General features: G+C 65.7%; 18 protein-coding genes. 9 read left to right on the forward strand and 9 right to left on the reverse strand.

Features of this window, described 5'->3' with window-relative positions; translation table 11 throughout:
- Positions 1-23: 23 nt before the first annotated feature.
- Entirely contained in the window at positions 24-290 is a 267-nt protein-coding gene (locus V9L18_RS02420) for a DUF7218 family protein (RefSeq protein WP_337345571.1), read from the reverse strand.
- Positions 291-575: 285 nt separating this feature from the next.
- Between V9L18_RS02420 and V9L18_RS02425 the strand changes: the two genes are divergently transcribed.
- Positions 576-1,421, forward strand: coding sequence for a class I SAM-dependent methyltransferase (locus tag V9L18_RS02425; protein ID WP_337345572.1), 846 nt, complete (start codon positions 576-578; stop codon positions 1,419-1,421).
- Positions 1,421-1,852, forward strand: a complete 432-nt coding sequence (locus tag V9L18_RS02430; RefSeq protein WP_337345573.1) for an SRPBCC family protein — start codon at positions 1,421-1,423, stop codon at positions 1,850-1,852. The genes V9L18_RS02425 and V9L18_RS02430 overlap by 1 nt, the downstream gene beginning before the upstream one ends.
- Positions 1,853-2,044: 192 nt before the next feature.
- Here the strand turns inward: V9L18_RS02430 and V9L18_RS02435 are convergent, their stop codons facing one another.
- The 5 genes from V9L18_RS02435 to V9L18_RS02455 all read right to left on the reverse strand — a co-directional run bounded on the left by V9L18_RS02435 (position 2,045) and on the right by V9L18_RS02455 (position 6,831).
- Positions 2,045-2,320 (reverse strand): HPr family phosphocarrier protein, encoded by a 276-nt coding sequence (locus V9L18_RS02435; RefSeq protein ID WP_131133329.1) that lies wholly within the window; start codon positions 2,318-2,320, stop codon positions 2,045-2,047.
- A 68-nt stretch (positions 2,321-2,388) separates the two neighbouring features.
- Positions 2,389-4,452, reverse strand: coding sequence for a PTS fructose transporter subunit IIABC (locus tag V9L18_RS02440; protein ID WP_337345574.1), 2,064 nt, complete (start codon positions 4,450-4,452; stop codon positions 2,389-2,391).
- Positions 4,453-4,454: 2 nt separating this feature from the next.
- Positions 4,455-5,489: a 1-phosphofructokinase family hexose kinase gene (locus V9L18_RS02445; protein ID WP_337345575.1), complete on the reverse strand. Its 1,035-nt coding sequence runs from the start codon at positions 5,487-5,489 to the stop codon at positions 4,455-4,457.
- Positions 5,486-6,289: a DeoR/GlpR family DNA-binding transcription regulator gene (locus V9L18_RS02450; protein WP_337345626.1), complete on the reverse strand. Its 804-nt coding sequence runs from the start codon at positions 6,287-6,289 to the stop codon at positions 5,486-5,488. Before V9L18_RS02450 ends, V9L18_RS02445 begins: the two co-directional genes overlap by 4 nt.
- 284 nt (positions 6,290-6,573) lie before the next feature.
- Positions 6,574-6,831, reverse strand: a complete 258-nt coding sequence (locus V9L18_RS02455; RefSeq protein ID WP_337345576.1) for a DUF6458 family protein — start codon at positions 6,829-6,831, stop codon at positions 6,574-6,576.
- A 223-nt stretch (positions 6,832-7,054) separates the two neighbouring features.
- Here V9L18_RS02455 and V9L18_RS02460 point away from each other — a divergent pair, with 223 nt between their 5' ends.
- The 3 genes from V9L18_RS02460 (at position 7,055) to V9L18_RS02470 (ending at position 11,437) form a co-directional block, all read left to right on the forward strand.
- Positions 7,055-7,672, forward strand: coding sequence for an alpha/beta hydrolase (locus V9L18_RS02460; protein WP_337345577.1), 618 nt, complete (start codon positions 7,055-7,057; stop codon positions 7,670-7,672).
- Positions 7,673-8,164: 492 nt separating this feature from the next.
- Positions 8,165-8,896, forward strand: coding sequence for an HAD family hydrolase (locus V9L18_RS02465; RefSeq protein ID WP_337345578.1), 732 nt, complete (start codon positions 8,165-8,167; stop codon positions 8,894-8,896).
- 198 nt (positions 8,897-9,094) lie between these two features.
- Positions 9,095-11,437, forward strand: coding sequence for a glycoside hydrolase family 65 protein (locus V9L18_RS02470; protein ID WP_337345579.1), 2,343 nt, complete (start codon positions 9,095-9,097; stop codon positions 11,435-11,437).
- A gap of 122 nt (positions 11,438-11,559) precedes the next feature.
- Here the strand turns inward: V9L18_RS02470 and V9L18_RS02475 are convergent, their stop codons facing one another.
- The gene (locus V9L18_RS02475; protein WP_337345580.1) at positions 11,560-12,885 is read right to left on the reverse strand and encodes an MFS transporter; all 1,326 of its coding nucleotides are present in this window, start codon (positions 12,883-12,885) and stop codon (positions 11,560-11,562) included.
- Between the two features lie 42 nt (positions 12,886-12,927).
- Here V9L18_RS02475 and V9L18_RS02480 point away from each other — a divergent pair, with 42 nt between their 5' ends.
- The 4 genes from V9L18_RS02480 to V9L18_RS02495 all read left to right on the forward strand — a co-directional run bounded on the left by V9L18_RS02480 (position 12,928) and on the right by V9L18_RS02495 (position 15,959).
- On the forward strand, positions 12,928-13,731 hold the full coding sequence (locus V9L18_RS02480) for an SDR family NAD(P)-dependent oxidoreductase (protein ID WP_337345581.1): 804 nt from the start codon (positions 12,928-12,930) through the stop codon (positions 13,729-13,731).
- Between the two features lie 3 nt (positions 13,732-13,734).
- Positions 13,735-14,325 carry a hypothetical protein gene (locus V9L18_RS02485; protein WP_337345582.1) on the forward strand — a complete coding sequence of 197 codons (591 nt, stop codon included), beginning with the start codon at positions 13,735-13,737 and terminating at the stop codon, positions 14,323-14,325.
- A gap of 88 nt (positions 14,326-14,413) precedes the next feature.
- Complete coding sequence (locus tag V9L18_RS02490; protein ID WP_337345583.1) at positions 14,414-15,226, forward strand: hypothetical protein; 813 nt, start codon at positions 14,414-14,416, stop codon at positions 15,224-15,226.
- Complete coding sequence (locus tag V9L18_RS02495; protein WP_337345584.1) at positions 15,210-15,959, forward strand: LamB/YcsF family protein; 750 nt, start codon at positions 15,210-15,212, stop codon at positions 15,957-15,959. The genes V9L18_RS02490 and V9L18_RS02495 overlap by 17 nt, the downstream gene beginning before the upstream one ends.
- 142 nt (positions 15,960-16,101) lie before the next feature.
- Here V9L18_RS02495 and V9L18_RS02500 read toward each other — a convergent pair whose 3' ends face one another.
- Together V9L18_RS02500 and V9L18_RS02505 are read right to left on the reverse strand one after the other, a co-directional pair.
- Positions 16,102-17,877 (reverse strand): HNH endonuclease signature motif containing protein, encoded by a 1,776-nt coding sequence (locus V9L18_RS02500; RefSeq protein ID WP_337345585.1) that lies wholly within the window; start codon positions 17,875-17,877, stop codon positions 16,102-16,104.
- Between the two features lie 117 nt (positions 17,878-17,994).
- A complete protein-coding gene (locus tag V9L18_RS02505) occupies positions 17,995-19,332 on the reverse strand; it encodes a DUF445 domain-containing protein (protein ID WP_337345586.1) in 1,338 nt (445 codons plus the stop codon).
- Positions 19,333-19,345: the final 13 nt, after the last annotated feature.

The following is a 19,345-nucleotide window of genomic DNA, read 5'->3' on the forward strand; positions in this document are numbered from 1 at the left end:
GCTGGTGCGGAGATGGCGGCCGCCTAGGAGTTCCGGAGCGCGGAGATAAGCTCGCTCTTCTTCTTGGCGGAGTAGCCCTTGAGGCCTATTTCTTTGGCCTTCGCTTTGAGCTGCGGAACGGTCCAGTCCTCGTAGTCGCCTGACTTTCCGCCTTTGCGGCCCACGGAAGAGCGGCCTTTCTTGGCTGCCGCGTTCGAAATGCGGGCTGCCTTCTGCTTGGACGCACCGTCCTCCCGCAGTTCCTCATACAGCTCGGGGTCCTTCAGGCTCGGGTTTTTCTTCCCTGGCATGTCATCCTCCTTCAAGCAGTGTGGGTAAGGCGTGCCCAGCAGTTGGTGGTCCCTCATCCTGGGATCGGACGTCGCAACCACTGTCTTCGCTGGTCAGGCTTCCACGCTATGTCCGGGCCCGCGCAAAAACAAGGAAACACTAAGGTTGCTTGCTTTATGGATCCGCACGCAGCTACCGGCGCTTTACACCCCGGCCGGCTGCGGCCACAATGGGTCGCATCACAGCCTCCACTGTTTGCACAGCGTGCTGTCACTCAGAACCTGTCACAGGAGAGGGACACCGACATGAATGACACAACGGACGTCAAAGAGGCCGACCGTGCATTGAAGCAGAAGCACCGGGCCATGTGGGCCTCGGGAGACTACCCCGCACTAGCCAGCGAACTGATCCTGGACCTCGGCGCCATCCTGGTTGAGGCGTGTGGAGTCAAAGCCAGGCAGCGGGTCCTGGATGTTGCTGCCGGGGCAGGCAACGCTGCCATTCCTGCGGCCATGATGGGCGCCCATGTGGTTGCCGGTGACCTGACACCCGAACTGTTCGACGCCGGCCGCCACCAGGCAGCCGACCGCGGCGCAGAGCTTGAATGGGTGGAAGCCGACGCGGAGGCCCTGCCGTTCGGGGACAACGAGTTTGATGTGGTGATGTCATGCCTGGGCGTCATGTTCGCGCCCAGACACCAGGCCGGTGCGGATGAAATCGTGCGCGTATGTAAGCCCGGCGGCACCATCGGCCTGCTGAGCTGGACTCCCGAGGGGTTCATCGGAAAGATGTTCGCCGTCATGAAGCCGTTCGCTCCGCCACCACCGCCCGGAGCCCAGCCGCCGCCGCTCTGGGGAACAGAGGACCACGTGCGGGAGCTCTTCGGGGACAGGATCACTGACATCAAGGCGGAGAAGCGCACGGTGGTCATCCACAGCTTCCACCAGCCGGAGGACTTCCTGCGGTACTTCAAGTCCCACTACGGCCCCACCATTTCGGTGTACAAGTTCATCGCCGAGGACGAAGAAAAGGTCAAAGCCCTGGACCAGGCCCTCACGGAACTTGCCGACTCCTTCGGCGATGCCCATGGCGACGCCGCGTGGCAAATGGAATGGGAATACCTGCTGCTCACGGCAAGGAAGTCCAAATAATGCCAGGAAACTACGTGGCCACCTCCACAGTCACCATCGATGCGCCCGCGAGCCGCGTCTGGCACGTCATCACAGATCCGGCTGCCGTGAAGGAATTTATGTTCGGCGCCGACCTGGTCACGGACTGGACCGTCGGTGGGCCCATCCTCTGGCGCGGAGAGTGGGAGGGCAAGCCTTACGAAGACAAGGGCTACATCCTCGAAGTCGAACCTGGCCAGAAACTGGTCCACACGCATTTCAGCCCGCTCGGCGGTGAGCAGGACGCGCCTGAAAATTACCACACCCTGACGTGGACGCTGGAGGAGACGGACGGCAGGACGCAGCTCACGCTCTCGCAGGACAACAACGCCACCGAAGAGGCGGCCGAGCACTCCCAGGGCATGTGGGACATGCTCGTGGCGGACGTCAAGAAAATCACCGAACGCGGCTAACCCCGCCCAACTAGGTAGCAGCAGATGTCGTTATGGGCGCTCAGAACGACATCAGCTGCTACCTAGTTGGGAAGTGGGACGCTTAAAAGCCAGCGGCCGCCGTCGTGCCCGTTCCCACAAGGGGAGGGGCACGACGGCGGCCGTCGGCACACTGCCAGTCGAACGACTCTGCTAGTCGAACAACGCGGCTACTTACGCGTCGTGATCCGTTTCCAGGATCTTCACGAGGCTCTCCAGGGCGTCGTCCGCGCCGGTGCCCTCGGCACGAAGCACCACAACATCGCCGTGGGAGGCACCCAGGCTCATCAGGGACAGGATGCTGGCGGCGTCCATCGCTTCGTCGGCCGGCTCGCCTTCACGGGCGATGGTGATGTCGAGGTCGTACTCGCCGGCGGCCTCTGCGAAGATTGCGGCGGGACGGGCGTGCAGGCCTACACGGCTGGCGACGGTTGCGGTGCGTTCTGGCATTTTTGCTCCTTTTGTCTTTCGGCGCCCTGTTGGATTGGCGCCGTTGTTACGTTGTGGTTGAAGCCGGGTCAGACCGTTACGGGAACGGACTCCACGGTAGCAGCGGGTTCGCGGACGGCCCAGCGCTTGAGTGCAATCACTGACAAGGCCGTCACCACGGTTCCTACCACGATCGCGACGACGAACATCAGGAAGTTGTCGATGGCGAAGAACACGAAGATGCCGCCGTGGGGGGCCTTGGATCCAACAGCTGCCGCCATGGAGATGGCGCCCGTGACGGCTCCACCCAGCATGCTGGCGGGGATGACGCGGAGCGGGTCGGCAGCGGCGAACGGGATGGCCCCTTCGGAGATGAAGGAAGCTCCCAGCAGCCAGGCGGCCTTTCCGTTTTCGCGCTCAGCCAGGCTGAAGCGCTTCTTGTCCAGGACCGTCGATGCCAGAGCCATAGCCAGCGGCGGCACCATACCTGCAGCCATGACTGCTGCCATGATCTGCCACGGAGCCTGGTTGTCTACCGTGGCGGCACCCAGGCCGGCGACGGCGAACGCATACGCGACCTTGTTGACCGGGCCGCCGAGGTCGAAGCACATCATGAGGCCCAGGATGACTCCCAGGACGATGGCGCTTGCGCCGGTAAGGCCGGACAGCCACGCGTTCAGTCCATCGGTGAGGGACTTGATGGGCCCACCGAGGAAGAGGAACATCGCGCCTGATGCAACGATCGAGGCCAGCAACGGAATGATGACAACAGGCATCAGGCCGCGGAGCCAGCGGGGCACGGCCCAGCTTCCAATCACGTGGGCGATGTAACCGGCGAGCAGGCCGCCAACGATGCCGCCGAGGAAGCCTGCACCCATGAATCCGGCTACGGCACCGGCAACGAAGCCCGGGGCGATTCCTGGCCGGTCGGCGATGGCGTAAGCGATGTAGCCGGCCAGCGCAGGGACCAGGAAGCCCATGGACAGGGCGCCGATCTTGAAGAGCACGGCACCGAGGTAGGCGCCGAGCGGGCCCCAAGCGTTATCAGGGAATTCGGTGGGCAGGTTGAAGAGGTTGTTGTCCACCACGATCGCGTCGGCGAAATCGGTGATCAGGTAGCCGCCCATCAGGAAGCCAAGGGCGATCAGCAGGCCGCCACCGGCGACGAACGGGATCATGTAGCTGACGCCCGTCAGCAGGGCTTTCTTCAGCTTCTGGCCGATGTGCTCACCCTTTTCGGTGGCCTCGTTCTCGGCCTGTTCCTCCGCCCCGAAGTGGGGGACGCGGCGCGCATTCGGATTATCGGCTGCAGCGAGTGCTTCCTGGACCATCTTGGCGGGCTCGTCGATGCCGCGCTTGACGGGTGCGTTGATAACGGGCTTGCCTGCGAAGCGCTCTTTGCCACGGACGTCCACGTCCACCGCGAAGATCACGGCGTCGGCGGCGGCGATGACCGCGGGGTCCAGCGGCTTGGCGCCGGAGGAGCCCTGGGTCTCAACCTGCAGGTCAACACCCATTTCCTGGGCGGCGGCAACCAGTGAGTCGGCGGCCATGTAGGTGTGGGCGATGCCCGTGGGGCACGCGGTCACAGCGACGATGCGCTTGGGGCCTGCGGCTGCAGTGCCAGCAGTGCTGGTTGAGCCTGCCGGAACAGCTGCCGGCGCCGCGTCAGCGGGAACAGCACCTGCGTGGGCTGCCGGCTTGTCCGCCAGTGCGCCGTCCACGAGTTCAACGATTTCCTCACGGGAGGATGCATTGCGCAGGGCTGCCGTGAAGTCCTTCTTGATCAGGGAACGGGCAAGCTTGGACAGCAGCTTGAGGTGTTCCTGGTCTGCGCCGCCGGGGGCGGCGATGAAGAAAATCAGGTCCGCCGGGCCATCTTTGGCGCCGAAGTCCACTTTAGGGTTGAGGCGGGCCATGGCAAGGGTGGGAACGGTGACGGCCTCGGAGCGGCAGTGCGGGATGGCGATGCCGCCCGGGATGCCGGTGGCGGTCTTTTGTTCGCGGGCAAAGGCATCGGCAAAGAGGCCTTCGACTTCGGTGGCGCGGCCAGCGGCAGCTACTTTGCTGGCCAGGTGCCGGATCACGTCCTCGGGCGAGCTGCCCAGGTTCTGGTCGAGCTCGACCAGTTCTGTGGTGATGAGCTGAGTCACTGTCAATCCTTTCGAAGGGCCGTGATGGTTACGGCATCCGGGGTGGTTTGGTGGACTGCCGGGACAGTGGAACCCGGCAGGGAGGCGGCGGCGGCACCGTGTGCCACAGCCTGACGGAGGCAATCGGCCGGGGCGGCGCCCTGGCCGTGGGCGAGCAGGTAGCCGGCCAGCGACGAATCGCCTGCGCCGACCGTACTGACCGCGGCGACCGGCGGATGCGTGGCCAGCCACGCGCCGTCGGCCGTAACCAGGACAGCTCCCTTGGATCCGAGAGTTGCCAACACAGCACCCACACCGGAACGCACGACGGCGGCGGCGGCCGCTGCGGCGGCCTGCGGATCCGCTTCGAGTTCGTCTGCGGTTGACGCCGTGGCGAAGCCGGCTGCTGCTGCCAGCTCCGCCAGTTCCTCGGCGTTGGGCTTAAGGAGGTCCGGCTTCCCGGACACACCGTCCTGCATCACACCGTCCGGCGAGGTGCCGGTAACGGCGGCCACGAGCGGCCCGCCAGAGGAGTCGACGGCGATGAGCGGCACGCCGCCGTCGGCCCCGGGACCGTCACCAGTGCCGGCGGAACTACGCAGACGCCGCGCGACGGTGGCGTAGAAGTCGGCCGGGAAGCCCGGCGGCAGGGAACCTGCCAGGACTACCCAGCTGGCGCCGCGGGCGCGCTCCAGGAGCAGCATGATCAGGGCTTCCTGCTCTTTTGCGCTCAGGACCGGCCCGGGCTCGTTGATCTTGGTGGTGACGCCGCCCGGTTCGGTGAGGGCCACGTTGGTGCGCAGTGGCTCGTCAATGGGCAGGGCGGCGAACGGGACGCCGTCGTGGTGCAGTCCGGCCAGGACGGGATCGCCGTCGCCGCCCGGGAGTACTGCGATGGTCTGCAGGCCCGAGGCGACCAGGGCCCGGGAAACATTGACGCCTTTGCCACCGGATTCCTGGCTGACCGAAACGGCGCGCTGGACCTCACCGCGTTCAAGCGGGCCGGGCAGGGCTACTGTGCGGTCCAGGCTGGGGTTGGCTGTGAAAGTGACGATCATGCGATCACCACGTCAACGCCGGCCTCTGTCAGGGCTGCCGCCAGTTCCGGGCTGGGCTCGCTGTCTGTAATCAAGGTGTCCAGATCTTTCAGGGAGGCGAACTGGACCAGTGTTTCTGCGTCCAGCTTGGAGGAATCGGCCAGCACCACGATGCGGCGGGCCGAATGGACGAAGGCTGCTTTGACGGCAGCTTCTTCAGGATCGGGAGTGCTGAGGCCAAAACTGGGGTGGATGCCGTTCGTTCCGATGAAGGCGACGTCCGGACGCAGCCGGTGGGCGGCATCCACTGTTGCTTGCCCTACAGCGGCCTGGGTGAGGCCGCGCACCCGGCCGCCCAGGATCTGGAGGGCGATTCCGGGCGTGCTGGAGAGCTTGGCGGCGATGGGCACAGCGTGGGTGATCACCACGAGCTCGGCTTCAGCTCCGGCCGCGGAAGGTTCGACGGCGGTGCGCCGGGAGAGCAATTCGGCCAGGACTTCGGTGGTGGAGCCGGCGTCGATCAGGATGCTTCCCGAGGAGGTTTGCGGAACCAAAGCCATGGCTGCTTCGGCGATGCGCCGCTTTTGGTCGGGGCGCTGGACCGAGCGTTCGTTGATGCTTTCTTCGGTGGTACTGAACCGGTCTGCCGCGACGGCACCGCCGTGGACGCGGCGAACTGTCCCGGCGTTTTCCAGGGTCGCGAGATCCCGGCGGACGGTTTCGGTGGTGATGCGGAAGCGCTCAGCCAGCAGGGTCACGCTGACCCGGCCGCTGCCGGCAACAAGCTCGGCAATCTTTTGCTGGCGCTCCTCGGCGAACACATACCCTCCGTTGCGTAAAGTCCTGCTGGATTTCTGAGTGACTGGCATCACATGATGTGGAATTACTTGACTTTATCTTTGTTTGTGTTGGTTTGTCAATGGAAACCCACATGAAACAAAGTACGCGGGAGCTTTTGTCCACTTCCAAGGAGTCAACCGGGCTGGAAGTCCCCGCACCTGGACAAGATTTCTTTGGGGGTCGCGGGGCAGTGAAAAGCCGGGCCGGACCGTTGTGGTCCGACCCGGCTCGTGGGGTTCATAGTGTGGCGCTTGCCGTCCGGAGGCTACAGGTTTCCGTCGCGGCTTTCGTTGCGCGTGATGCGTTCTCCCGTGTTGGGGTCCACTACCGAGCGGGTTTCGCTCACCCTCCGGCTGCGTCCGGGTGAGGCCAGGATCAGCGAGGCGATGAGCCCGATAACGCCTACCGCCATCAGGATGTACCCGATCAGTACCTGATCCACGAAGGGAATCAGCCCCGGTGCGATGGCCCAGGCCAGGATGGCGCCGATGGCGATGAGGAAGATTGAAGAACCGATTCTCATGACTTGCTCCTTATTGTCCGCGGATTGTGGGCGGTACTTCTGGAACTGCAGGACGTGTTCGTTTGTTTGCCAAGCAGAGCCAAGTTTTTTGCTAAGCATGCTGACTGTCTAGCGTCAGGCTACAGCGCTGTGTGCGCTGATTCAATGACCGGGCAGGGGTGCGGCGCCGGTGCGTCCGTGCGCCATTGCGCCGCAGGGCGGGCCTGCTGGTTAGGCTGATCCGATGGAAACAGTTGTGTGGTCCAAGCCGGAGGAAGAGCGGGCCGGCACGCCACTGCTCGTGATGATGCACGGCTACGGCACCGACGAATCCCGGATGGTGCGGCTGGTTGATTACCTGCCCTCGGCGTTCACTTGCGCGGCACTGCGGGCACCCATGATCATCGGCGACCACTATGGCTGGTTCCTGCTGGACTACTTCCTCGCCAACGACTTCGCCGATGTCATCAGCACCACGAACAAGGTCCACGACTGGATCAATGCAGTCAGGGGCCAGCACAGCAGCGTGAGCCTGATGGGGTACTCGCAGGGTATGGCGATGGCCAGTACCCTGCTCCGCCTGCACCCCAAGAGCTATGAAACCGTGGTGGGGTTGTCCGGCTTCGTACTGGACAACGACCTTTTGGCAATGACTGACTCCTTCGACACCCCGCCGCCCTTCTTCTGGGGAAGGGACAAGGCTGACCTGGTGATCAATGACGATGCCATCGCCCATACCGAGGAGTGGCTGAACGCCAACACCCTGCTTACAGCCAGGACCTATCCCGGCATGGGGCATGCGATGAGCAAGGCGGAGATGGTGGATGTCAGCGCCTTCCTGCGCCATTACGTCCTCAAATAGGCCCTGCCAAGCCATCACATGGCCGTGGATTACCTCCTCGCACCGGTGTGGCTGGGGTCCGAGAGTTTCGTCACACTCCGTGGCGGGGAAAAAACAGTTGCGCGCTAAATTTGTAAGCGCTTACACTCGACTTCGGCCGTAATTCAACGGCCCTGGAACTGGGCGGAAGGAGATCTGCGGCGTGCACCTGTTCAACGTGCCCGTTTGCGCTGCTAAGCTGCCCGCCAGTTGCTGGCCTGCCCGTCAGGCTGCCCCTCGGTTTGTCACGGGACCTCACGGCGTTCATGATGGAAGAAGGTATTCATCAGCGCCCCTCCGGCCAGCCGTGGCATTCAGGCCCACGCCCCCGCGCCGCGTTTGCTGATCACAGCGGACATCGTCGCCGCCCGCATCCCAAGCACTGCCATTCCATGCACCGCCATTCCATGCACCGCCTACGCCAGGCACCGCGCCCCGAGCCTGCCAGCCGTCTGAAAGGACACCGCACCGCGCATGACTGATCTTCTGACACAGCCCACTAGTTGGACCGGCGCCTCCGCCATTCTCTTCGACCTGGACGGAGTGCTGACCCCTACGGCCACTGTCCACGAGCAGGCCTGGCAGGAACTCTTTGAAGGCTACCTGGCGTCCCAACCGGAGGTAGCCGGCTACCGCGAGAGCGACTACTTCGACCACATCGACGGCAAACCGCGGTTCGACGGCGTCCGGGACTTCCTGTCATCCCGCGGCATTGTGCTTCCCGAGGGTCCCACTGACGACGATCCCACGCACGCCACGGTGCAGGGACTCGGCAACCGCAAGAACCAAATCTTCAACGACATTGTGAGCTCCGGCGTGGAACCGTTCGATGGCTCAGTGCGTTTCATCGAAGCCGTGCTCGCCCAGGGTCTGAAGGTCGCCGTCGTTTCCTCTTCCCGGAACGCCCCGGCGGTCCTTAAGGCGGCTGGCTTGAGTGACCGCTTCCGGGTAGTGGTGGATGGTGTGGTGGCAGCCGCCGAAGGCTTGCCCGGCAAGCCCAGCCCCGCCACGTACGACTACGCGGCCCGGCTGCTGGATCTTCCCAGTGAGGAATGCGTTGTGGTGGAGGATGCAGTGTCCGGCGTACAGGCCGGCCACGCAGGATCTTTCCATTCCGTGATCGGGGTGGACCGCGGCGCCGGCAGGCAGACGTTGCTGGATGCCGGAGCCACCATGGTGGTCAGCGACCTCGAGGAACTCCTCTAGCCCACTGAACGCAGCCAGCCGGTGGGCCCCGGCTGTTCCCCGACAGCCAGCTCCGCCGGTCCTCCCGCGCCACCCCGGCCCCCAAGCCGGCCCGCACAACCAAACCCTCAGTGCATGCCCGCAGCGGGCATGCGCAAAGCGCCCCCAAGCCGGATGAGACCCGGCTGCACAGCACAACGCCAAAAGGACCCCAACACCATGGCTCTTATCACCGCGGACCGCGAACGGTTCCCCAACACCCCCTGGCAGCTTGTGGAAACGCGCCACGAGCCGGGCAACGCGGGTACCCTGGAGACCCTTTTCGCGCTGGGAAACGGACACCTTGGCATTCGCGGCGCCCATTGGGCCGCGGCGGACGCTGACCTGCCTGGCAGCTTCATCAACGGCCTGCACGAAATCTGGGACATCAAGCATGCCGAGAACGCCTTCGGCTTCGCGCGGACCGGGCAGCGGATCATCTACATCCCCGATGCGAACAACTTCACGGTGATCATCGACGGCGAGCCACTTAGCCTGGCCGAGTCGGCAGTACTGGACTACCGGCGCTCGGTGGACTTCGCCACCGGTATCTATGAATGCCGCATCACGTGGCTGTGCCGCTCCGGGGCTACGGTCACCACCACCGAGCGCCGGGCAGTGGGCTTCGCCTCCCGCGGTAGCCTGGGCATCTCCCTGGAGGTCTCGGCAGACCGGGACGTGTCCGCGGACGTCACGTCCTCGGTCATCAACCGCCAGGACCAGCCGGTGGAGGACCACTCCGAGCACGACCCGCGCCGCGCCGGCCGCCACGCAGGCCGTGTCCTGCTGCCGTTGCGGCTCGAGGGCGGCGACGGCTCGCTCCGCCTCTCCTGGGAAGCGGCGGAATCCAAGCAGCGCGTGGGGATCGCCGTTGACCACTGGACCTCCGCCGGCCACCAGCCGTTCGATACCCTGGTTGACCAGGACGATAGCAGCGTCCGGTACGTCCTGGCCGTCGGCGCCGATGAGCCGTTCCGGCTTGAGAAAATCGTCAGCTACGCCGCCGGCCGTGGCGTCCAGGACTCCGGACGGGACGCGGCGGAAGTCGCCGAAGAGGGCTTGCGCTCAGTGGAGGACATCTTTGCTGAAAGCCGCGAGCACTACAGCGACTACTGGGCCACCTCCGACATCGTGGTGGGTGGCCAGTCCGAACTGCAGCAGGCCATCCGCTGGAACCTGTTCCAGCTGGCCCAGGCCACCGCGCGCGCCGACGTCGCGGGCATCCCCGCGAAGGGAGTCAGCGGCTCCGGCTACGAGGGCCACTACTTCTGGGACCAGGAGGTCTACCTCCTGCCCTACCTGACCTACACCAACCCCGAGGGTGCCCGCCAGGTCCTGGAATTCCGTCACGAGATGCTCCCCACGGCCAGGATCCGCGCCAAGGAGCTCAGCGTCGACGGGGCACTGTTCCCGTGGCGCACCATCAACGGGCTCGAAGCCAGCGCCTACTACGCGGCAGGCACCGCGCAGTTCCACATTGCGGCGGCCATCGCGTTCGCCACCAACCGGTACGTCTGGGCCAGCGGCGATGCGTCCTTCCGCGACGGAATGGGTGCCGAACTGCTGATCGAGACCGCCCGCATGTGGATCTCCTTGGGCTTCTTCGGTAAGGACGGACTCTTCCACATCCATGGCGTCACCGGTCCGGACGAGTACACGGCCGTGGTCAACGACAACCTCTACACCAACGTCATGGCGCGCTTTAACCTGCGCGCCGCCGCGGCCCTGGACCACACCGAGATCAGCGACGACGAACGCCAGCTCTGGGCAGCCGCGGCTGACCGCATGCAGCTTCCGTTCGACGAGCGGATGGAAGTCCACTCCCAGGACAACGACTTCATGACCCTGGAGCCCTGGGACTGGACCACGCCCCGGTCCAAATACCCGCTGCTGCTGCACTTCCACCCGCTGGTGATCTACCGCCACCAGGTCCTCAAACAGGCCGACACCGTCCTGGCCATGTTCCTGCAATGGCAGGACTTCACGGCCGAGGAAAAGCGCCGGGCGTTCGATTTTTATGACCCCATCACAACCGGCGACTCCACCCTCTCTGCCTGTGTCCAGGGGATCATGGCCGCCGAAGTGGGCTACCCCAAAGCCGCGCTGGAACACTTCACCAATGCGGTGTTCATCGACCTGGACGACACCCACGGCAACACGATCGACGGCGTGCACATCGCGTCCACCGGCGGCGTATGGAGCTCGCTGGTCTGCGGCTTTGCAGGCCTCCGCGACCAGGGCCCTGTGCCGTACTTTGATCCGCGCCTGCCCGCTGAATGGGAAAGCCTCGCTTTCCACCTCAAGCTCCAGGGCCGCCTCCTGCAGGTGCAGCTCGACGCCGGCTCCCTCACCATCACAGTGTCCGAGGGCCAACCGCTCGACGTCGACGTCCGCGGCGAACTGTTCAGCGTAGGCGCGGAACCGGTCCGCGTGGCGCTCGCACCCGTCCAGGTTCCCGAGCCCACGGTCTTCCCCAGCGGACCGCCGACGGCGAGCGTCCCCGTGGTGCGCGCCCGCGCGTAGCTGTCAATACACCTTGCCGGCGCTCCCGCCCGAGCCGCGGCATTGAGTATTTAGGCGACCGCGCCTATTTAGGTGCCTAGGGCCAGGAGCCAGGAGCCTGCAGGAGACTGACACTGTGCACGTCAGTCTCCTGCCGCCGTCGTGCGTTCCACTTCGGGGACCCGGTCCAGCGGGTGGTCCAGCTCATCCTGGGGCATCTTCGCGACGATGGACGCGACCACCGCCACGATGGGGCAGACGCCGCCCGCCACCAGGAAGATCAGCCAGATGGGGAGGACTTCCGCGGCGGGCCCGGCCAGTGCCATCGACACCGGCATCAGGGCGAGCGACACAAAGAAGTCCAGGCTGGAGACCCTGCCGAGCAGGTGGGGCGGGACGCGCCGCTGAAGCAGCGTGCCCCAAATGACCATGCCCACGCTGCCGGTGGCACCAAAGACGAACAGTGCCGCGGCCAGGGCCCAGAAGTTGTCCATGATTCCGACGGCGGCCAGAGGCAGCGAGCCCACGCCCCAGGACGCCATCATCACCGTGAGATACCGCCGGGGCAGCCGCAGAGACGCAGTCACCAGCGATGCCGCCGCACCGCCGACGCCCATGATGGCGAGCAGGAAACCGAACATGCTGGAGTCGCCGCCCAGCTGGTCGCGGACCACAAATGGCAGCAGCACTTCGATGGGGCCGATGAGGAAGAGTACTGAAATGCAGGCCCAGAGCAGGGTCCAGAGCAGCCAGGGGGTCCGCAGGGTGTAGGTGATGCCTTCTCGGAGGTCGTGGAAGAAGGATGACTTGGCCCGCTGTTTCCCGGTCATTCCGCTGTTGCGTGGGCCGGCTTCGGATCCGTTAGCGGGTGCGTCCAAAGCATGCTGGCCCAGGAAGTTCAGGATGATAAAGGCCATCAGGTGGCAGGCTGCGACACCCGCGACCGCATGCGTGGGCGACAGTGCGGCCACCAGGACGCCGGCGAGGGCGGGCCCGGCCGCTTGCTGGAGGGTGGGACGCATGGTCCCCTCCATTCCATTGGCCGCGAGCAGGTCCTCGGGCGGCAGTATCCGGGGCAGGATAGCCGAGTAGGCGGGGAAGAAGAATGCCGCGCCGACACCCAGCACAAAGGCGCCCACTGCAAGGTGCCAGATCTCCAGCCAGCCGGCGATGGATAGGGCGGAGATGCCAGCGATAACGGCCAGGTTGGCGCCCTCCACGGCGATAATCAGGAGCCTCTGGGGGAAACGGTCAGCCGCGATGCCTCCCGCGAGCACAAACGCCACCAGGCCCACGCTGCCGCCAGTGGCAACGAGAGAGAGCTCCAGAGGGCCGCCGCCGAGGTGGATCACCTGGTAAACCATTGCGACAGCCCACATCCCGGATCCGAAGATGGAGATGGCAAGGGCTGCGATCAGGACCCGGTACTCACGGTGCGCAAAGGGCCGCAGGGCTTTGGGGGTGGGCATAGGGTAAGTCTAGGCTTTGGCGGGATATCGGGGGGTACTGGAATGCAGCCTGGAGGGCTAGATCAAACGCCGGCGCATCGGGGCGGGCCGCAGCGCGGGCAGGGGCAGCGGCTCGCGGTGGTCACCGGCGCCGGCCGGGGTTTCGGTGCGGTGCTCGCCCGGGAGCTTTCGGCAGCGGGATGGCTTGTGCTGGCCGTGGTGCGGCAGGCCTCCCGTGCGCCAGCGTTGGATGGGCTGCCAGCGTTGGACGGGCTGCCGGGGCTGGACAGTCTGCCGGCGTTGGACGGGCTGCCGGGGGTTCAGGTGGTGATCCACGATGTCAGGTCTGGTGACATGTCCGCCGTGGTGGACGCGGTACGCGGGCGGCCGGTGGACGTCCTCATTAATAACGCGGCCCAGGGGGCGGCACACCAGCGGCTCGGTGGCGTGGATGCGGCAGGTGTCCTGAACGCCGTCGACGTGAATGCGGCCGGGCCCCTGCGCATGGTGCAGGCGCTCCTGCCGCAACTGCTTTCCTCCGCTGACCCGGTCATTGTGAATATCACGTCCCGCCTGGGGTCCGTGTCGGCCCAGGCACGCGGAGACTTCGCAGGCCTTTCCACAAGTTACGCGTACCGGGTGTCCAAGGCAGCCCAGAACATGGTGACGGTGTCGTTGGCGCAGGATCTTCAGGGGCGGGTCCGGTGCTGGGCTGTCCATCCTGGCAAGCTCGCCACCGGGATGGGCCAGGCCGACGCCGTCAAGCCCCCGCGTGTTGCGGCGCGGGAGTTGCTGGAACTGCTTGAGTCAAACGAACGCCGATCGCCGAGATTCGTCTCGCTCGGTGCTCCCGATTTGGACTGGTGAACGTTGGAAAGCACTCCTGGCGGGGCGTGGCGGCGCAGCCTGGCATTCGTAGGCGCCAACCATGGCCTTGCCCTGCATCCGGTGAATGCCAATGGCGAACAGGTTCCGGGCGAAGCAGCCAGCTGTTTTGCCTCCTTCTGGATGGCGGAATGGTCGCGCTGGGGCACCGGTAAGGCGCTGATCATTGCGACTCTGCAGGGATGGCGCAGTTATGGAAGCAACGAATACTTCGCCGCCACGCTCGCCACTGAGCTGACCCGGTACTTCCCAGAGGCAGCCAGGTTCCCGCTGAGCGGGATCTCGCACACCCAGGACGAGTTCGACGTCGATCTGGACCTTGAGCACGGATTCCGCGCCACCGGCCGCAAGGCTGAGCTGGAGCTTTCAGGGGTCCTGGACCGCAGGCACTTTTCCCAGCCCGATTTCCAGCTCGGGTCCAACTCCGGGGCCCTCAGCAATGTTTATCTGCCATGCAGCAGCGGCCGGCTGGCCGAATTCGGGGTGGAGTGGCCCGGCGCGCCGAGCGTCTACGCTGGACCGCGGGGGCCGTCGTCGTCCGGGTATATGGCCGTGGCCGAATCCTGGGTGATGTAGGGGACCAACAGGGGTTGGCCTAGTGTTAAGCAACCTTAGTATTTAGGTACGGCAGCGAAGGCTGCCGCGGACGAAAGCAGAGGTGACCATGGCCAAGCGCAGCAATCCCGCCGTGCGGATCGCACAGGAAACCGCCCACAACGCGGTGTTCGACGCCGAAGGAAAGCCGAAACCAGGGGTGCACAACGTGCTTCTGAGGGCGGTGGAGATCCAGCGGCCACTGGTGTTGGCCTACATCCGCCGAGTGCAGCGCAAACAGCCCCACGCGTCCGCGGCACAGCTGGCCGTCCGGATTGAACGCGACTACCTCGCGGCGGTCACCGGCGGCGGGGCGATCGTGGGCGCGACGGCCGTTGTGCCCGGAGTCGGAACCGTCGCTTCCCTTGGACTTTCTGCTGCCGCTACTGTCGGTTTCCTCGAGGCCACAGCCCTCTACGCGACGTCGCTTGCGGAACTTCACGGCATCCGCCTGACCAACCCGGAAAAGGCCAGCACCATGGTCATGGCCATCATGCTGGGCGAGGAGGGGACGGCACTGCTCGGCACGCTAAGCGGCCAGGCGATGGGCAGGGGTGCGAGTCCCACCAAGGCTTGGGGGAACGTGCTCTCAAAGTCCATCCCGGGCTCCGGTTTCGGCGCCGTCCGAAGCAGGATCCAGAAGGCGTTCCTGAAGAGCCTGCTGAAGCGCCAAGGCACGGCCTTGTTCGGACGGGCGCTGCCATTCGGCATCGGTGCCGTGGTAGGCGGAGCAGGAAACCTGATGATGGGGCGGGCCGTGGTGGCGAATGCCAAGGAGGCTTTCGGGCCGATGCCGGATACGATTCCAGGGGAGCTCAAAGCCACCGGCGCGGGCCCGGACAACCTCACTCTGGAAGGCAACAACCTTGGACCTCAACGCTGATCTTGGCGAATCATTCGGCTCCTGGAACATGGGGGACGACGCCGCGATGTTCCGCCTGGTCACCAGCGCCAACGTTGCCTGCGGCTTCCACGCCGGAGACCCTGTCACCATGCTGGACAGCTGTCGCGCCGCCTTCGAACTGGACGTCACCGTGGGGGCCCATGTTGGCTACCGGGATCTGGCAGGCTTCGGCCGACGCTCCCTGGACATGTCCTTTGACGAGCTTTTCGGTGACGTCCTCTACCAACTGGGCGCCCTGGACGGGGTTGCGCACGCCGTCGGGGCGTCGGTGGATTACGTGAAGCCGCACGGCGCCCTCTACAACCGCCTCGTACACGATGAAGAGCAGGCATCGGCCGTGGTTGCTGCCATTCAGGCCTATGACCCCGGGCTGCCCATTCTGGGCCTGCCGGGCTCGCAACTGCTGATCCAGGCCAAGGACGCTGGCCACCCTGTTTTTGTGGAAGCCTTCGTGGACCGCGCGTACCAGGCCGACGGCACGCTGGTGCCGCGCTCGCAAGCTGGTGCCGTGCTGCACGACGTCGACTCGATCGTTGAGCGCGCGGTGCGCCTTGCCGTGAAAGGCGAGGTGGTGGCCGTGGACGGGACAGTGGTTCAGGTCCGGCCCGACTCGCTCTGCATCCATGGCGACACTCCAGGCGCAGTCGAAATGGCCGCGGGCGTCCGCGCAGGCCTCGAAGCCGCTGGTGTGCAGTTGGAGTCGTTCGCGTAATTAGGGGCTTCCGCCGGGGCTACTTGCGGGAGCACTTCCTCGCGCATTAGCCCTCAGGCAAGAGATGTTCGGGCGGGACGTCCCAGCGCAGGGCATCACCGTGCCGGGCGCCTACGGGCAGGACATCTCGACGCAGGACGTCTCAACGCAGGGCATCTCCGGGCAGGACACCTGGAGGCACGGCGGGATTGTGTTCTTGGTCCGGGATCGGGCCGAGGATCTGGGCAGGTAGCCAGGGTGGTTCCCAGTCTTGGTGTTCGCTTTGGTAGTGGCGGCCGGTGGGTGAGGTCCAGCCGGGTGGTTTGTCGATGCTGGCTGCGGTGGGTGTCCAGGCGGTGGTGTGTTTCAGCCGGTGGTGTTTGGGGCAAGGCTGGCCGAGGTTGCTGATGCCGGTGGTGCCGCCGTCGGCCCAGGCCAGGAGGTGGTCTGCTTCGTTGTCCAGGGACTGGTTGTTGCAGCCGGGGAACGGGCATTTGCCGTCCCGCATCCTCAGCCATTGGCGCATCGCGGCGGGGATCCGGTAGCTTTGGCGGCCGATCTCCAGTGGTGCCCCGTTGCGGGGGTCGGTCAGGACGCGGTGGAATGAGCCGGCGCCGTCGGCGACCAGGTTGCGGGCCATCGATGCCGGGATCGGCCCGTAACCGTCGAGGGTGGCTGGTTCGTCCGTGAGGCCCATCAGCGCGAACACCGGCACGGTCACGAGGACCTGAGCCGCCGGCGACGGGACCCGGCCCGCCACGGCTTCGTTGCCCGCCGCGGTCCCGGTGGTTTCGACATGGCCCGCCAGGACGTCGTTGCCCGCCACGGTCCTCTTGGCCGGGACGCTTCCAGCGCCGCCATGGCTGTCGGGGGAACTACCAGCGGTAAGGTCGGGGCCCGCGGGGCAGCCTGCCGTGCTGGAGGAGCCGCTGTTGCCGGCCCCGACGTTATTGGTGCTGGGGCTGCCGGCTGCTGTGTCTGTGCTGGCCTCGGTCGGGCTGGCCGTGGTGCTGCCCTCGGTCGGGCTGGCCGTGGTGCCGGTGGAGCCTGCGCTGAGGAGCAGTTTGGCGGCGATGTCGGCGCGGAGCTGGGTCATGGTGCGGGTCTCGGCCGGGCCCTGGAGGGTGCGGGCGGTGGCGGTGATGCCGTTCCAGATCCCGGCTGCCCGGTCCGCGGGCAGGTAAGCCGAAAGCCAGGCCATGCCGTCCCGGTCCGGGACGTACTCCAGCCGCCGGTCCAACACGCTCCTGGCGTGGCGCTTTTCGATACTCACCGGGTGGTGGCGTTCCCGCCAGGTCCTGGCCTTGTGCCGGAACCGGGACGGGACCAGCTCACCGGCCGGGCACTCCCGGGCACGGTCCGGCACGTCCGGGCCGAGGAAACGGGCCTCCAACGCCGCCGCCCCGGCCGCATCCAGGCCGGTGGTTTCATCGACCATGACCTTCGCGTGCTGCCACGACAGGTCCCCGGCCTGCAGGGCGGCCAGCGTCAGCGGCAGGGCAGTGGTCAGTTCATGGGCCTGCGCCAGCAGGGCCGAGGCCGAGCGTTCACTCACCGTCAGCGCACAGGCGACCTCGGACACCACGGCCATCTCCTGGGCGGTGTGTTCGCCCGGGCTCCTGACCGGGCCGTCCAGGGCCGCAGCCTTTCCCGCGTACGCGGCGGCCAGGCGCACCCTGAACGCCGCCACCATCGCGTCCACCCGGACCGAACCGCCCAGCCCGTCCAGGCACGCATCGGCCTGCCCCCGCAAAGGATCACCACCCCCGGAACCCATCCCGGAACCCGTTCCGGAATCCATCCCGGAACCCGTCCCGGAATCCATCTGGGAACCCATCCCGGAACCCCGGCCACCCAACCCCCTGCGCACAAAGGCAGTAAACTCCGCAGCAGCAGCCTCAAAGGCCTCCACCGCCTCGTCAACACCCGGGATCCCCATACCCCCATCATCCAGCGACCCGCCAACAAAAACACCACAGCACATGACCTATGTGGATAACCCCCGACCCCGCTACCCGAACCTCGGGACTGTTTCCGGCCGGGCCAGAGGGGCGGATCAGCCGAAGACCAGATGCGCCGCGCTGAAGATGGCGAGCCCGGCCAGGGACCCCACCACGGTGCCGTTGATCCGGATGAACTGCAGGTCCTTGCCCACCTGGAGTTCGATCTTCTGCGACGTTTCTTCGGCATCCCAGCGCGCCACGGTATCGGTGATCACGCCCGCAATGTCCGAACGGTACGTCCGGACCAGGTAGCCCGCCGCATCGCCGATCCAGGCATTGACCTTCCCGGCCAGTTCGGCGTCGTTGACCAGGCGCGAGCCGAAGTCACGGACTGCTGCCTTGAACTTCACCGTCAGTTCGCTGTCCGGATCGTCCACGGCCGTGAGCAGTGCGTTCTTCACTGTGCCCCAGGTCCGGGAGGCCAGTTCGCGGACCTCCGGATCTCCGAGGACCTGCGCTTTGATGTCCTCCGCCCGCGCGATCATTGCGGGATCATGCTGGAGGTCCTGCGCGAGGTCGTTGAGGTACTTGTCGATCGACTGGCGCACCTGGTGGTTGGGATCGGACTGAACGGCACGGGTGAATTTGAGGATCTCCACATAAACCTTGTCTCCCACGAGCCCGTCCACAAACTGCGGAACCCAGGTGGGTGAACGGTCCGAGACGAGCCGGGTGACGGTTTCGTGGTTGTCGTCCACCCAGTCGGCGGCACGGTCCACCAGCAGGTCTACCAGTTTGTGGTGGTGGCCGTCGGCGAAGATCCGCTCCGCCATCCGTCCCACGGGAGGTCCCCACGGCGGTGCCAGCAAATGCTTGCGCACCATTCCCTCGATAACCGCCTGGACGTCGTCGTCGTTCAACACCTTGAAGGCGCCGCGGATGACAGCGGCACCCTCCTTGGCCACACGCTCCGGGCCGCCGGGAGAGGCGAGCCATTCGCCGGCCCTCCTGGCAATGTTCACGCTCGCAAGCTTTTCCTGCACCACCTGCTCGGAGAGGAAATTGGTCTCCACGAACTCACCCAACGACGCCCCGATCTGGTCCTTGCGCCGGGGAATAATGGCCGTATGCGGGATCTTGATCCCCATCGGGTATTTGAACAGCGCCGTAACGGCGAACCAGTCGGCCAGCGCACCCACCATGCCGCCTTCGGCAGCAGCCCGGACGTACTGCAGCCACGGATACTCCTTCTGCAAAGCGAAGGCGAACACGAAAATAACCGCCATGGCGATGAGCAGGCCCAGTGCCAGAAGCTTCATTTTCCGCAGCGCTGCCGCCTTTTCGGCGTCACCGGCGCTGAGTTGATGGCCGACGACGGCGGCGCCCCCTTGGGCGGGCACGTCGGGCCGGGTGGGGTTCTGCCGGGTAATTGGCTCAGAGTTCACCTGCATGTGCCAAGCCTAG

Source organism: Pseudarthrobacter sp. CCNWLW217 (assembly GCF_037203985.1).
Taxonomy (GTDB): Bacteria; Actinomycetota; Actinomycetes; order Actinomycetales; family Micrococcaceae; genus Arthrobacter.